General features: G+C 48.0%; 12 protein-coding genes. 10 read left to right on the top strand and 2 right to left on the bottom strand.

Going from position 1 to position 14,967, the window contains the following annotated elements:
• The first annotated feature begins 8 nt into the window (after nucleotides 1-8).
• Entirely contained in the window at nucleotides 9-1,031 is a 1,023-nt protein-coding gene (locus tag BN1938_RS16630) for a uroporphyrinogen decarboxylase family protein (RefSeq protein WP_050641654.1), read from the top strand.
• A gap of 221 nt (nucleotides 1,032-1,252) precedes the next feature.
• Complete coding sequence (locus BN1938_RS16625; protein ID WP_050641653.1) at nucleotides 1,253-2,041, top strand: aspartate/glutamate racemase family protein; 789 nt, start codon at nucleotides 1,253-1,255, stop codon at nucleotides 2,039-2,041.
• Between the two features lie 127 nt (nucleotides 2,042-2,168).
• On the opposite strand, the gene BN1938_RS16620 is transcribed toward BN1938_RS16625, so the two are convergent.
• A complete protein-coding gene (locus BN1938_RS16620; protein ID WP_050641652.1) occupies nucleotides 2,169-2,930 on the bottom strand; it encodes a 4Fe-4S binding protein in 762 nt (253 codons plus the stop codon).
• Between the two features lie 311 nt (nucleotides 2,931-3,241).
• Here BN1938_RS16620 and BN1938_RS16615 point away from each other — a divergent pair, with 311 nt between their 5' ends.
• The 6 genes from BN1938_RS16615 (at nucleotide 3,242) to BN1938_RS16590 (ending at nucleotide 9,755) form a co-directional block, all read left to right on the top strand.
• Entirely contained in the window at nucleotides 3,242-4,276 is a 1,035-nt protein-coding gene (locus tag BN1938_RS16615; RefSeq protein WP_050641651.1) for a cell wall hydrolase, read from the top strand.
• Between the two features lie 257 nt (nucleotides 4,277-4,533).
• Nucleotides 4,534-5,430: a helix-turn-helix transcriptional regulator gene (locus tag BN1938_RS16610; protein ID WP_050641650.1), complete on the top strand. Its 897-nt coding sequence runs from the start codon at nucleotides 4,534-4,536 to the stop codon at nucleotides 5,428-5,430.
• A 238-nt stretch (nucleotides 5,431-5,668) separates the two neighbouring features.
• On the top strand, nucleotides 5,669-6,058 hold the full coding sequence (locus BN1938_RS16605) for an RrF2 family transcriptional regulator (protein WP_050641649.1): 390 nt from the start codon (nucleotides 5,669-5,671) through the stop codon (nucleotides 6,056-6,058).
• A gap of 119 nt (nucleotides 6,059-6,177) precedes the next feature.
• The gene (gene cooS, locus BN1938_RS16600; protein WP_050641648.1) at nucleotides 6,178-8,061 is read left to right on the top strand and encodes an anaerobic carbon-monoxide dehydrogenase catalytic subunit; all 1,884 of its coding nucleotides are present in this window, start codon (nucleotides 6,178-6,180) and stop codon (nucleotides 8,059-8,061) included.
• Nucleotides 8,062-8,078: 17 nt separating this feature from the next.
• Nucleotides 8,079-8,525: a 4Fe-4S dicluster domain-containing protein gene (locus BN1938_RS16595; RefSeq protein WP_050641647.1), complete on the top strand. Its 447-nt coding sequence runs from the start codon at nucleotides 8,079-8,081 to the stop codon at nucleotides 8,523-8,525.
• A gap of 3 nt (nucleotides 8,526-8,528) precedes the next feature.
• The gene (locus BN1938_RS16590) at nucleotides 8,529-9,755 is read left to right on the top strand and encodes an NAD(P)/FAD-dependent oxidoreductase (RefSeq protein WP_050641646.1); all 1,227 of its coding nucleotides are present in this window, start codon (nucleotides 8,529-8,531) and stop codon (nucleotides 9,753-9,755) included.
• A 54-nt stretch (nucleotides 9,756-9,809) separates the two neighbouring features.
• On the opposite strand, the gene BN1938_RS16585 is transcribed toward BN1938_RS16590, so the two are convergent.
• The gene (locus tag BN1938_RS16585; RefSeq protein ID WP_050641645.1) at nucleotides 9,810-11,291 is read right to left on the bottom strand and encodes a GntR family transcriptional regulator; all 1,482 of its coding nucleotides are present in this window, start codon (nucleotides 11,289-11,291) and stop codon (nucleotides 9,810-9,812) included.
• A gap of 169 nt (nucleotides 11,292-11,460) precedes the next feature.
• Between BN1938_RS16585 and BN1938_RS16580 the strand changes: the two genes are divergently transcribed.
• Together BN1938_RS16580 and BN1938_RS16575 are read left to right on the top strand one after the other, a co-directional pair.
• Nucleotides 11,461-13,749 (top strand): bifunctional diguanylate cyclase/phosphodiesterase, encoded by a 2,289-nt coding sequence (locus tag BN1938_RS16580; RefSeq protein ID WP_050641644.1) that lies wholly within the window; start codon nucleotides 11,461-11,463, stop codon nucleotides 13,747-13,749.
• A gap of 184 nt (nucleotides 13,750-13,933) precedes the next feature.
• Nucleotides 13,934-14,953 (top strand): LacI family DNA-binding transcriptional regulator, encoded by a 1,020-nt coding sequence (locus tag BN1938_RS16575; protein WP_050641643.1) that lies wholly within the window; start codon nucleotides 13,934-13,936, stop codon nucleotides 14,951-14,953.
• Nucleotides 14,954-14,967: the final 14 nt, after the last annotated feature.

Raw genomic sequence — 14,967 nt, 5'->3', positions numbered from 1 at the left:
GTGGAAATATGTTGTCAAGAGAAAGAATGGAAAGGGTGCTCGAAGGAAAAGAACCGGATTACATCCCGATTTTCCCAAAGATCAGCCACGCAACGTGCCGTGCGGTGGAGGGAATGACGATGCGGGATTATATGACGGATCCGGAAAATATGGCGAAAGCGATTATTGCAGCAGCTGAAAAGTACCAGTGGGATGCAGTCGGAATTACCACGGATATTGCAAATGAAGGCATGGCGATAGGCAGTAAGTATATCAGGCCGGAGGAGGAAACGTCCAAGCTGATCGAATATTATCTGGAAGAGCTGGATGATTATGAGCGGGTTCGGGTAACGAATCCATGGGATACTGAGCCGACGAAAACAATTCTGCGCGCGTCAGAGATTGTAAAGAGAGAGGTTGGGGACCGGATTTACGTAACCGCGTGGTGCAACGCCCCGCTGAACGTGGCAAGTCAGCTGATCCCCATGGAAGAGCTGCTGATAGGGATGCTGACAGACCCTGAAACGGTGCATGAACTGCTGGAACGGTGTCTGGCCTATACGGTGAACTATGTGAAATATCTGGCGGAGACAGGGGTGGATGCCATTTCCTTTGGGCATGCAATGGCTTCTAATACGGTGATTTCTGCACAAAATTACGAAGATTTTGCGCTGCCGTATGAAACCAGGCTCGTATCTGCGATTCATGAAAACGGGGTCAGGGCAATTACACATATTTGCGGGGACATCCATGGGATTGTGGAACTTATTGCAAGAAACGGCAGCGATATCATTGACTTTGACCATTTGTGTGATGTCAGCAGACTGAAAACACAGACGGATAGGGTGCTCAGGGGCAACATTGATCCCTCGCTGCTGGCGAACGGAACACCGCAGGAGGTCTATGACCAGACGGCAAAAGTTGTACAGGAAGGGAAAAAGGGCGGAAACTTTATCCTGGGAAGCGGGTGCGAGGTGACGGCAACGACTCCTCCGGAGAACCTGAAGGCCTTTGTGCAGGCCGGAAGGGACTTTGGAAAATGCGATGAATAGAAAGGCTGCATAGAAACATGAAGGAAGGATTTCGTTTTTAGGAAATCCTTCCTTCATGCTGTCTGGTAAAATTCTTTTAAGCTGATTATATACGTGGATGCGGCTTCATTAACTTCCGTCCATCAGGAAAACCAGTGCGGCGGTTATCTTAGGATGCGGTGCATTGCCGGAGGATAAACTGAAACGATTGGATTCATACTTAAAAGTATAGGAGGGAAAATATGTACTATTTGCCACATGATACAAATATAGAGCTGATCCGTGCAAGAAAGCAGCACAGCTGTTACGGGATGGGGCTTGGGATCATGATTCTGGATGAAGTCTATCCGGGGTTCCCGGGAGATGTCAGAAACGCGAGTGCTTTTCCGTATCCTATACAATATGACATTGTTCAGGATATAGATATTTATAAGCTGGTGTGGGAGGAAGATAAAACACAGTGCAGGGAGCCGATATTGGCGGCGGCGAAACGGCTGGAAAAAATGGGGTGCCGCGCAATCGCAGCGGAATGCGGATATTTTGCATATTTCCAGCAGGAGGTTGCCGGCTATGTGGATATCCCGGTATTCATGTCAAGTCTGCTGCAGGTTCCAATGATCCAGCAGACGATCGGCAAGAATAGAAGCGTGGGGATTGTTGCCGCTATGGGCAAATTCCTGACAGAGACACATCTGAAAAATGTGGGCATTGCCCCGGACAGTAATTATTTTATCGCCGGTGCACAGGACGAATATGGCTGCACGGAATTTGATAATCTCTGGAATGCACAGGTGCGCAAGGAGGTTCCGGAGGCGTATTATTCAAAAGCAGAGAAGCAGATGATTGCCATGTGCAGGGACCTGGTGGATAAACATCCGGATATGGGAGCCATTATGCTGGAATGTACGGGGATGCAGCCTTTTGCCAGAGCAATTCAGCGGGAGCTGGATCTGCCGGTATATAGCTGGGGGACATTGCTGGATTATGCTTACTCTGTTGTAAACCATAGAGATTACTATGGGCATGTTTAAGAACACTTAGGGACAAAAGGAAAGGGATATGAAAAGAAGTACATGGTGTTATCTGATGCAGAAGCAGCTATGCTGCATTCGTAAAATGGCTCAGGGGCAAAGCCCCCGGAGCCATTTTATATACTGCTTAAATAAATAATTCGTTTTTCTTCGGTACTTCCAACATTTTTTGCATCTTTTGTACGAGCCCATTTACCATATCCGGGTTTACCTGCCTTGCATTTTCAGGACAGACCTGGATACAGCGCATACATGAGAAACACTTTATCGGATCCGTGGTATACGGAGCTTCTGCTGAGATGGCTTCTGCCGGACAGGCTTTTACACATGTGCCGCAATTATTGCATGCTTCGGTCGTGAAAGGTTTCATCGGCGAACCGTTGAATACTTTATAAGGACGGTTTCCCGGTACCTGAATCTCTTCACCGCCTTTTGGGCCGGCTAATTTTTCGGAAAGCTCTCTTGAAAATTCTTCTAATTCTGCTATGTCCTTTTCATCGGGCCTGCCTGCAGCAAACTGGCGCATAATGGAATGTTCCGCGATTGCAGCAACGGCGCCGACGCATCGAAAACCGCATTCTTTTAAGGTATCGTATAATTCGATGAGCGTATCTTCATAGGCTCTGTTGCCATATACAGCCGCTAATACCGCCCTTGCTTGATGGCCCTCCAGCTTTTTAATCTGTTCAATTGCAAACGCCGGCACTCTTCCCCCAAAAGCAGGAGCTCCAATAATACACACATCCTGTTCCGTAAATGCAGGCAGCAAGCTGCCGTCATCTGCCTTGCATAATTCAATCTCCTTATAGTCCTCGAAGGCGCTGGCTAATGCATTTGTAACCTTTTTGGTTCCCTGTGTGGGGCTGAAATAAATAGAATATGTACTCATAACAGTATCCTTTCCTTTCTAATCTCTCTACATAGTTACAAAGTCTTTTTTAATAGTATTCTAGTTTCACGTTGTGGTATGTTAATTATTATAAACCTTTCCAATAATCAAAACAACATTGTTTTGGAACTTCCATATGCAAAATCCTTTAAAACATCCCGCCCGACATGAAAAAAATTTGCGGCGGCAACCCACAGAAACACTGCATTCGAAACGCCTCGCAGAAGATTGTGGAAAATCTTAAATTGCGAAATAAGACATTATATAGTATAATGTCTGAACAGATACTATTCCAGGAGGGAATTAAGATTATGAATTTGTACTTAAGACGAAGGTTACATAAGGGACTTGCAATTGCATGCACTCTTGCAGTGGTATGTCCTCTGATCCCTGTCCGGGCGGAAGATTCCGCATCTTTAAGCCAGAAGACCGCTGAGCTGCAGACCGAGCTGGAGGGGATCAACCAGGAGATGCTGTCGATCAGCGATGAGATTCAGTCCATCGAGATGCAGTCAGCCATTATGTCAGGCGAGATCCTCCGTACGGAAGAAGCTCTTTCTAGTGCGAAAGCCAACGAGGAACAGCAGTACGAGGATATGAAAGCGCGCATTAAGTATTTATATGAGACAGGCAATGCGTCCTTGTTGGAATTGCTTTTCTCAGCAGAGAGCATGACCGACTTCCTGAACAAAGCGGAATTTATCCAGAATATCAGTGATTATGACAGAGAGATGCTGGAATCCTTAAGCGCAGTCAGGGAAGACATTGCCACAAAGCAGGAGACACTGCAGAACCAGCAGAAGGCGTTGGGCGATCTCCAGGGCAGGCTGACGGCGCAGCAGGATGAGCTGAGGATGAAAGCGGAAGCTACGTCAACGGATCTGGAGGCATATACAGTAAGGCTTCAGCAGGTGCGCGCCCAGGAGACGGCGGCACTGGGGTACCCGAGCGGTACGGACGGATCAACCGTGCGTGCGGAGGCGCTTCAGGTATCCGAGGATGAGGAAAGGCTGCTGGCGGCGATTATAGAGTGTGAAGCGTATCAGGATTACAATTCATTGCTGGCGGTTGCCACGGTGATTCTGAACCGGGTGAATGATCCCCGCTTCCCCAATAGTATAACAGAAGTAGTCTATGCATCCAATCAGTTTGAACCGGTAACTAAGGGGAGCCTGGATGCGGCCCTGTCCAGGGGGCCGAGGGCGCTTTCCTGTCAGGTGGCAAAAGAAGCGCTGAGCGGAGTCAGGCTGGCAGCGGTGGCGGATTGTTATTATTTCCTCTATGCCGGATCAACGGACAGGCCCGGGGTGAATATCGGCAACAACTTATTCTTCCGGAGCTGGTAAGTTTAACTGAATATAGAAAAGAGATGCCTCAGAGCCATCAAGAAGGCTTTGAGGTATTTTTATGCTCAAAAGATTTAGCGGGCATATGTGGAGGCAGCAGATATTATTTTGGGGAAGGCGTTTTAATGGACAGCTGCCGGTTATAATATTATAGAAAGAACTCAATAGGGCTTTTTAAGTAAAAATCATGTCCGGATTTATCAAGACAGATTCCTTATAGACACAGTATGATGATGAAGTAAAGGATACAGCATAGTATGGATGAAATTGAGGCAGTAAGAAGCATGCAGGATTATATAAAGGAACATTTTCAGGAGGACGGCTTTACCGCGGAAAAGGTATGCAGGGCAGCCGGATATTCCAGGCGCCATGCCGACCGTATTTTCAAGCATCAGACAGGCAGGACGCTGCAGGAATATGTGAATGCGGTATGTCTGACCGAGAGCGCCAACGAACTGGCAGGCACAGGTAACAGTGTGCTTCAGGTTGCGCTGAACAGCCATTTCTCCTCACATGAAGGCTTTACCCGCTCTTTCAGCAGGCGTTTTCACGTAACTCCCTCTGAATACAGGGAAAGATTGATCCCGATTCCTCTGTTTGTCCAATACCCGGTTAATCATTACTATGCATTACTGAAATATAAGGAGGAAACAATTATGAGTAAAGATCTGAGTCTGTGCATGATAACTGCGAAAGAAAGGCCCCAAAGGAAATTGATCTGGCTTCCCTCCCGAAGCGCAGAAGACTATTTTTCTTACTGCGAAGAAATGGGATGTGAGTGGGAAGGGCTGTTAAACAGCATCGGAGAGAAATTCGATACAGCCGCCCTGATGGAACTGCCCGGTTTTTTGGTAGAGGAAGGCTTTTCGAAAATGGCGGCTGGAATAGAAGTTCCCCTGGACTTTAACAAACCGCTGCCTGCGGAGTATAAAACCGCAGTGCTGGAGCCATGTGTTATGCTGTATTTCCAGACGGAGCCATATGAGGATGAGGAAGACTTCTGCGCGGCAATCGAGAGTGCATATGCGGCGTTGGAAAGATATCATCCTGAAGTATACGGCTACAGGATGGCTTATGATAAAGCGCCCAGCTTTAATTTTGGAGCTGATACAGATATGGGGGCAAAACTTTCCGTTCCCGCAGTAAAAATCTGAGGATGCTGCTGCGGATATCAGGAGTAAAGAGGAAAGCCGGCATTGTAACCCTCTGGGGGATGCACACGGCGCGATAAGGTAAATAGCCGCAAGGCGGCATCGCGGCGGCGCCAAAGTGTGCAAGTCCCTCATGAGTGAGGGGGAGTTGAAGTGGGCTTGGCCGCTTTTTTCTTTAATTTTAAACTTGACTTTTTTACTCCAGTATGTTAGTCTATCACTATAGAAAAGAGGTGTTGCAATGCTTATCACAAAGGAAGCTGATTATGCGATTCGTATTATGCGTTCTCTGAAGGATAAGGAGAAGCATACAGTGAAGGATATATGCCAGGCGGAGGAAGTGCCGGAGTCATTTGCATACAAGATTATCGGCAAGCTGCAGAGGGCCGGATATATTATCGTGGAACGGGGTGTGGCCGGAGGGTGTCGGCTGGCAGTGGAATTGAAAGCCCTTACGCTCTATGATGTAGTGACAGCAGTGGATGAGGAACCTATGATTACGCCGTGTATGAGCCAGTCATGCAGCAGGAATACAGGCGGAGATGCCTGCAGAGTACATGCGGAACTGAGAAAAGTGCAGAAAGTACTTGTTGATGCGCTCAAATCAACCACATTGTATGATTTATTCTGATATATCAGGTAACTAGAATCTTTAGATATACTCTGAAAAATATTCCTTTCAGAAGGAAAGGGATTTTTTTATAAACCAAAACTAGACTAAAATAGTCATGTATTAAGGAGGAAAAGATTATGAATCAATGTTATGGATGCAATACCTGCAAAAGTGCTGACAAGCCGCTGGAGGACTTTATTGCAAAACTGCCCGTGGAGACATCCCATCACAGAGTGGATGCACAGAGTACAAAGTGTGGCTTCGGACTGCAGGGTGTGTGCTGCCGCCTGTGTGCGAACGGCCCCTGCCGTATTACACCAAAAGCGCCGCGCGGAATCTGCGGAGCGAACGCAGATACGATCGTAACGAGAAATCTTTTAAGGGCCGTAGCTTCCGGTTCCGGCTGCTACATCCATGTGGTGGAGAATACAGCTCTGAACGTGAAGAATGTGGCAAAGAGCAAAGGCGAGATCAAAGGTGTTGAGACACTGGACCGTCTGGCTACCCTTTTCGGCATTGAGGAGACAGACGTACATAAAAAGGCAGAAGCAGTCGCAGACGCGGTTCTGAGAGATCTATACCTGCCGGAGTATGAAAAGATGCAGCTTACAGAGAAGATGGCATATAAACCACGCTTTGAGAAATGGAAAGAGCTGGGAATTCTTCCCGGAGGCGCGAAGTCTGAAGTGTTCCACGGAGTCGTAAAATGTTCAACCAATCTGAATTCCGACCCTGTCAATATGCTCCTTGACTGTCTCAAGCTGGGGATATCCACAGGAATGTACGGGCTTGTGCTTACGAATTTACTCAACGATATTGTGCTCGGAGAACCGGAAATCCGTTTTGCACCTGTGGGGCTTAGAGTCATTGACCCGGATTATATCAATATCATGATTACCGGACATCAGCACTCCATGTTTACCTTCCTGCAGAACAGGCTGACCGATGAGGACGTGATTGCAAAAGCAAAAAAAGCCGGCGCAAAAGGATTCAAGCTGGTTGGATGTACCTGCGTGGGGCAGGATCTGCAGCTGAGGGGCGCACACTACACGGAGATCTTTGACGGCCATGCCGGCAATAACTTCACAAGTGAAGCTATTCTGGCAACCGGAGGAATTGATGCCGTTATCTCAGAGTTTAACTGTACTCTGCCGGGAATCGAGCCGATCTGTGATGAACTGCAGATTAAGCAGATCTGCATTGATAATATAGCGAAAAAAGCCAATGCGGAATTAAAAGAATTTGATTTTGAAAACCGTCCGGCTGTTACGGAAGAGATTATTGACGAAGTAATCGAGGCTTACAGTGCACGCAGAGGCAATGTGCCTATGAATCTGATGGAAGAACACGGTTACGAGAATACACTGACCGGAGTCAGCGAAGTTTCCCTGAAAAAATTCCTCGGCGGAAGCTGGAAACCATTGATCGATCTGATCGTATCAGGCGATATCAAGGGAGTTGCAGGAGTAGTCGGATGTTCAAACCTGACTGCAGGAGGCCATGACATACTTACAGTCGACCTGGTAAAAGAACTGATTTCAAGAGATATCATCGTACTGACTGCAGGATGTTCTTCAGGCGGTATCGAAAACTGCGGGCTGATGACACCGGAAGCAGCCAAATATGCAGGCCCGAAACTGCGTGCAGTCTGTGAATCACTGGGAATTCCGCCGGTGCTGAACTTTGGACCGTGTCTGGCAATCGGACGTCTGGAAATCGTGGCAACCGAGCTGGCAGAGGCACTGGGAGTCGACCTGCCTCAGCTTCCGCTTGTGCTTTCTGCGGCACAGTGGCTGGAAGAACAGGCGCTGGCAGACGGATGCTACGGCCTGGCTTTAGGACTTCCGCTTCATCTGGGACTGCCGCCGTTTGTAACCGGAAGCCCGGTAGCGGTTCAGGTACTGACAGAAGATATGAAGACTCTGACCGGAGGACAGGTCATCATCAACGGAGATGCAAAAGAATCCGCAGACATTTTAGAGAAGATTGTACTGGAAAAACGCCAGGGACTGAATATTTAAGAGAGGAGCCTTATTTTATGAAGCGTATCATGATTGAGTATGAAAAATGCGATGGATGTAAGAACTGCTCCGTAGCCTGCATGCAGGCTCACAGAGAAGGCGAGGGTACGGTCTATGACTTGAATCTGACAGACCCGGAAAATGAGTCCAGAAACTTTATATTGAAGGATTCCAAAGGAAGATATAAACCGCTGTTCTGCCGTCACTGTGACGACCCGGAGTGCGTCAAATCCTGTATGAGTGGTGCGCTCAGAAAAGATCCCGAAAGCGGTCATGTGTTCTATGACGAGGACCGCTGCGGTTCCTGTTTCATGTGCGTGATGAACTGTCCTTTTGGAGTACTGAAGCCTGACAGTGTTACGAACAGCAAAGTCATCAAGTGCGATTTCTGTGTAAATGCAGGGGGCGAGCCATCCTGTGTGGCGGCCTGTCCAACGAAGGCGATTTATGTGGAGGAGGTATAGCGGATGAAGTATGTAATAATCGGCGCCGGAGTTGCAGGCGTAGAAGCTGCAAAGGTCATAAGAGCGCAGGAAGAATCAGCGGAGATTGTCATGATTTCTGCAGACACACAGATTCATTCCCGCTGTATGCTGCATAAATATATTGCCGGGGAAAGAGACGAGAAGGGTCTGGATTTTACAGAGGAAGACTTCTTTGCCAAATACAACGTCCGTTGGATGAGCGGCGTGAGGCTGTCCAAAGTCTGTCCGAACCAAAAGGAAGCCGTTCTGGATAACGGAGAAACCGTCCGTTACGACAAACTTTTGCTTGCAACCGGGGCGAACAGCCTGATTCCTCCTGTCGGGGAACTCAGAAAAGCGTCCAATGTATTCGGGCTCAGAGATCTGCCGGATGCCCGGGCGATTGTGAGGGAAGCGGCGCAGGCGCAGGAAATCCTGATTATCGGTTCCGGCCTGGTAGGCCTGGATGCAGCATATGGACTTCTGGAACTGGGAAAGAAAGTGACCATCGTAGAGATGGCGCCTCAGATCCTGCCGGTTCAGCTGGATGAACACGGGGCGGCTGCTTATCAGGAATTATTTGAAAAGGCAGGGGTACGTTTTCTCCTTGGAAGAAAGGCGGACCAGGCTGTATGTGAAGCCGATGGCAGGATTCATAAGGTGACACTCGATAACGGGGAAGAAGTGGCCTGCGACATGATTATTGCTGCGGCGGGTGTGCGCCCATGTACAGCATATCTGGAAGGCAGCGGCATTGCCTGTGAACGGGGGATCGTGGTAGACAGCTATCTGCAGACCACTGCGGCGGATGTCTATGCGGCAGGAGACATGACGGGTCTCTCAGGAATCTGGCCAAATGCGGCGGACCAGGGGCGTATAGCCGGAAAAAATATGTGCGGCATTGAAACAGAATATACGGATACATATGCGGCTAAAAATACAATCAATTTCTTTGGGCTTGTCACGCTCTGCATCGGGAAAATCCGTGCAGAAGAGGGAGACGAAGTTCAGGTCAGAGAAGACCGCGGGCATTATAACAGAGTGATTCTGCGGGATGGCAAAATAGAAGGGATTCTCCTTCAGGGGGACATCTCCAACGCGGGAATCTGGCAGTATCTGATCAAGAATAAGGCGGATATCAGCGGAATAGAAAAAGATGTATTCCATATTAACTATGGGGATTTCTATCAGGTTGGAGAACGCGGAAAGTACCTCTGGGCAGGTATATAGAAGATAAGGCTGATGGACGGGAGGAACCGTCCATCAGCCTTGATTTTGTATCTTTCATTTATATATGGTGCACTGCAAAAACCGTTTTTTGGGTGTTACAATCTCTGCGGCCTCCGGCAGTCCGCACGTGACCATGAATTCCCGGATCACATTCAGGACATGGCAGTAACATTGGGCAAGATGCATAGAGAAGGCCCCGCAGTCCTGGGCCTCCAGGCCTTCAAATGCTTTTAATCCCATCTGGTTTAACGGATTGGATAATTGATTTCCCTCAGGATAAAAGGAAAAATAATAGCCCCAGTGGAGGATGCTGCGGACTTCCTGCAGAATAATTCTGTGGGGACGAAGAGGCAGCAGGCTTATCACCTCGTCCATGATAATGTCCAGGGGAATCGCCCCTGGCTCACGGAACCTGCTGCGCATACGGTCCTGTACAGAGGGCGTAATGTTGGGAAATGCCAGGGCTGCGGCGGATGGCGCGGCGAGGGCCATGAACTGCAGGCCGCTTAAGTAGAGCAGGGTATCTCGTTTGTACATTTTTGTTTTCATACAGGCATAAGTCGCCTCATCCGTAGCAAGTATGACACGGGTGCCTTTGGGGGTGAATGTCTGTCCGAAACCAAGCTGGTTCAGGGTGGCAATGGCTTTGCGGATTGTGGAGCGGGAAGCGCCGTACTGGTCTGCAAGCACTTTTTCGGAGGGCAGATAATCCCCGTCTTTGTATGTCCCCAGGCCGATTTTGTCAATCAGATCCCGGACAATCTGCATATAATAGTGGTCCCTGCCAAGCTCGGCACGCCATGTGTAGATATCCTCACTGTGGTCCGAAACCATCGGATATTCTCTGGCAAGCTGGTCAAGGTACTGGCTGATGATCTCTGCCGACAGCCGGTAGGAATGGGTAAAATGACGGCATGTTTCTTCGTGATTTCTGGTTTTTAAAGTTTCCATGTCCCAGAATTTGCGTCTGCAGGCCTCATATGCAGGGGTGGTTGGGAATTCTGCCCTGTGCTCCCAGAAGAAGGGAACCTGCGCATAGATTTCGAGACTGGTGTACAGATCTCTGAATAGCAGGTTGTGCGAAGCTGCCAGCAGACCATGGAGAAAGTCCGAATGGCTCTGCCACAATTCCCGCTTCTCACGACGCTCATGGATAAGCGGCCAGAAGCACTGCTCCAATTTCCGGGGGCTGCACAGGCTGGCTGAAAATGAAAGAAGCAGCGGCATCAGTATGGACATGGTTTGATAAACCGTGAGAATAGAGCTGCGCTGTCCCAGGATAGCATAGACGGGATTGTCTGTGGCGGCCTGCGGATGACGGTATATCACAATAGACGGGCGCCTTTGCTCTGTATGGATCAGCCCCTCCTTCTTCAGGGCCTTGACCACATCTTTTGCGGTTCTTACGCCGACATTGTATATATCGCAGAGCTGCGTTATGGAAGGAATATGAGCGCCGTAAGGCAGGATACCTGTCAGTATCTGCTCCCTTAGGTTCTGATATAAGTAATCATATAACGTCTTTTTCTGCTCCATAGCCGGGACTCCTTTTTAATTTTTGCAACAGTATATCATAAATCATATTATTTCTTAAAGCCACTATCTGTATACGTACACAAATATTGGTTTGCACGGTAAAAATGCTTCATAGTAAAATGAATAACAAAGGTACAAATATTTATTTTTGTAAACAGGAGCATTTGCCATGAAGAAAAAAGTGAAAGCTGTTCCGAATTATCGGCGGCCGTTGATGTTAAGAGGAGTCCAGATCGTTTTTATCTCTGCTGTTGTTATCATTACATTACTTATTTCCATATGGAATGCAGCAGATCTGAGGAGCGTATTGGACCGCAGTACGAAGCAGTATCTATACGATGTAACCATACAGACAACAAGAGAAATCAGCGATACCATGAATCATAGAATGGAGGATCTGAAAGCAGTCGCAGATTCCGCAGCCAGGCTGCAGGAGGATGCCGGGATTGCAAAATTGCCGGAACTTTTAAAGAGAAAGGCGGACATACTCGAATTTTCTTCTCTTTTTGTCATTGGCAATGAGGGAAAACTGATCTCATCCAGCCAGAGCCGCAGTCTCAATGAGCAGGAAGAGAAACGGCTCAGCCGCCTTCCTGTCGTAAAGGAAGCATTTGAAGGCAAGGCAGGGGCAAGTTACCTTGGCGGACAGGAGATCATCTATACGGTGCCGGTTACCATCAATCAAGAGATACAGGAAGTGGCAGTAGGCATCAGGAATAAGGAAAAGATGCAGGAAATGATTGCCTCCAAAAGCTTTAGCGGAAACAGTCTTAGCTGCATTATCGACAGCAGCGGGGAGGTGATTCTCTCCCCAACTGATGTAGAGACCTTTATGCAGCTGGATGATATCTTCAAAAACGACAGGGACTCCGAGGTTGTCGATGATATTTACGAGATGAAGGCCGATTTAAAGAGCGGTAAAAACGGGATGCTGGAATTTACGTCCATCAAGCAAGAGGAGCTGTATCTGTCATACAATTCTCTGAATATAAACGACTGGTTTCTTCTCACGCTGATACCGGCAGACATCATATCAGAGGGGCTGGACCGGTATGTATTCCGTTCATTTCTGATCCTGGGGTTTGTCGCCGCCGCCTGTTTCGTGCTTTTGCTGAATGTTTACCGTCTGTTTCATGAGAGCAGAAGGAAGCTGGAGCGTTTTGCATTTATGGATGAAGTGACCGGCGGCATGAATCAGGCGGCTCTTCGCTTGAAATTTACCGAAATAGGGCCGGACATAGCGTTGTCTGATTACTACTTAGTGCAGCTGAACGTGAAGGGATTTAAGTTGATTAACGAGCGTTATGGCAGTGAAGAGGCGGACGAGATACTCCGTTATATATATCGGGTTCTGGACAGGAACATTGACAGGCATAAGAATGAGTTTGCCGCCAGAAGCGGATCCGATCACTTTACGCTCTGCCTGAAAGAAAGCCGTCGTGAAGATGTACAAATGCGGCTTGATAAAATACTCGAAGATATTCATTCCTTTAAAGACACAGATGTACCGCACTGCGAGCTGATCTTTCAGCAGGGTGCCTGTATGTTAGACGATCCGTTCATGGATATTACGATTCTGCAGGACCGTGCCCGACTGGCATATCAATATGCAGAGCAGGGATCGGAGAATGTCTGTGCGTTTTACAGCGGCGCTATTGTAAAACAGGTGAAGAGAGAGCAGGAGCTGAATGCTTTGTTTCAAGAGTCCTTGATCAATCATGATTTTCAGGTGTATCTTCAACCCAAAGCAGGGCTTGAAAGCGGACGGATTGAGGGCGCAGAGGCTCTGGTGCGCTGGAACCATCCAAAGAAGGGGATGATTTTTCCATCGGACTTCATCCCGCTGTTTGAAAAAAATGGCAGGATCTGCCAGCTGGATCTGTATATGTTTGAAGAAGTCTGTAAATTGCTGAAGCAATGGAGCGCAGAGGGGAAGAATCCGGTGCCGGTTTCGGTGAATCTTTCCAGGCTCCATTTTCAGGGCAGCCAATGTTTGGAGCCTTTTATTGAAACTGCAGATAAATATGGCATTGCACATGAGATGATCGAATTCGAACTCACGGAATCTATTTTCTTTGACGACGGACAGATCAGCAGGGTTATAAATGTGATACGCCAGATGCATGAGCACGGCTTCAGCTGCTCCCTGGATGATTTCGGTTCCGGATTCTCTTCACTTGGGCTGTTGAAAGAATTTGATGTGGACGTGATCAAGCTGGACCGCCTGTTCTTCCTGGATATGTCCAGTGACAAGGCAAAGGCTGTAATTGCCTGCCTGCTTGAACTAGCCAAAAGGCTGCATGTGAAAACGGTGGCGGAGGGGATTGAAGATACTGCACAGCTGGAATATCTGCGCTCACTTCACTGCGATATGGTGCAGGGATACGTGATTTCCAGGCCTTTGCCAGCGGAAGAATTTGGGAAATGGTTTCAGCGATATGAAAATAAAACTTTGTGAAATACTGATAAAAATAGCTAACTATAATTAGTGAAAACTAATAAAATAAAGCATGTTGACCAAAAGCAATTGACAAATAGAAAATGGTGTGAGTATAATACAGTTACAACTTGAGAACGTTCTCAAGTTTTTAAATTCACAGAAATGAGATCGTTCTCAAAAATGTGAGAGCGGAGGTGGAAGGATGGAACAGAATATTACGATTACAGATGTGGCGAAGCTGGCAGGCGTGTCCAGAGCAACGGCGGGGCGTGTGGTCGGCGGTTACGGCAACGTATCGGAAAAGAGCAGGGAAAAAGTCATGCAGGCTGTGGAAGCTTTAAACTACAGGCCCAATCTGGTAGCGCAGGGACTAAGGGGCCAGAGCACAAAGACAATTGCCGTAATACTGGGCAGCATTAAAAATAATTACTGCAATAAACTGATCTATGCAGTTGAAAAAGAAGCACAAAAGCAGGGATACAATGTCATTGTCTGCAACACCCATGAGAATGTGGCGCAGGAAATCGGGCATCTCCAGAACATGTATGGCAGACAGGTGGACGGCGTGATCCTGATGTCTACGGTAAAAAGGGAAGAGGAGATCCGGGAACAATACAGAGAACTGTATCAGGGCAGCGTACCGGTTGTGTTTGTGGACAGAAGAATCCGCGGACTGGATTCCAGGGTAATTCAGAGCAATAACGCGGAGGCATCCTGTCAGGCGGCCAGGTATCTTCTGGAATTGGGACACAGAAAGATCGGGGTGCTCGCAACTGACGATTATTCTACTGTAAATGAAAGAATCAAAGGCTATAAAAGAGCACTGGAAGAGTACGGCGCCGAATACCGGGAAGACCTGGTGATGTTTGCCGCACATAATGATAAGGAAAAGATCCGGGAGAAGACGGCGGAGCTGCTGGACGTGGAAGGCCCCACAGCTCTTTATGTGCTGAATAACAGCCTGTGCATCGGTGTGCTCATGGAACTGAAGAAAAGAAAGATGCACATTCCCCAGGATATTTCGCTTCTCGTATGGGATGATGAAGAACTAAATGAATTGCTGGATATTACAACCGTGGTTCAGCCCATCGAAGCGATCGGAAAGGCAGCGGTGCAGGAGCTGATCGCACAAAAAGAAAAAGCCCCCGGAGAGCAGGGGGAGAAACGAGAGGTACTGGAGGCCTCCATTGTATTTCGGAAATCCTGCAGAAAAGCCGACTAAACTGGTAGCAGCAC

Source organism: Eubacterium sp. SB2, assembly GCF_001244405.1.
Taxonomy (GTDB): domain Bacteria; phylum Bacillota; class Clostridia; order Lachnospirales; family Lachnospiraceae; genus Faecalicatena; species Faecalicatena contortus_B.
Note: the sequence above shows the minus strand (reverse complement) of the source record. Positions and strands in the feature narration are given on the sequence as shown.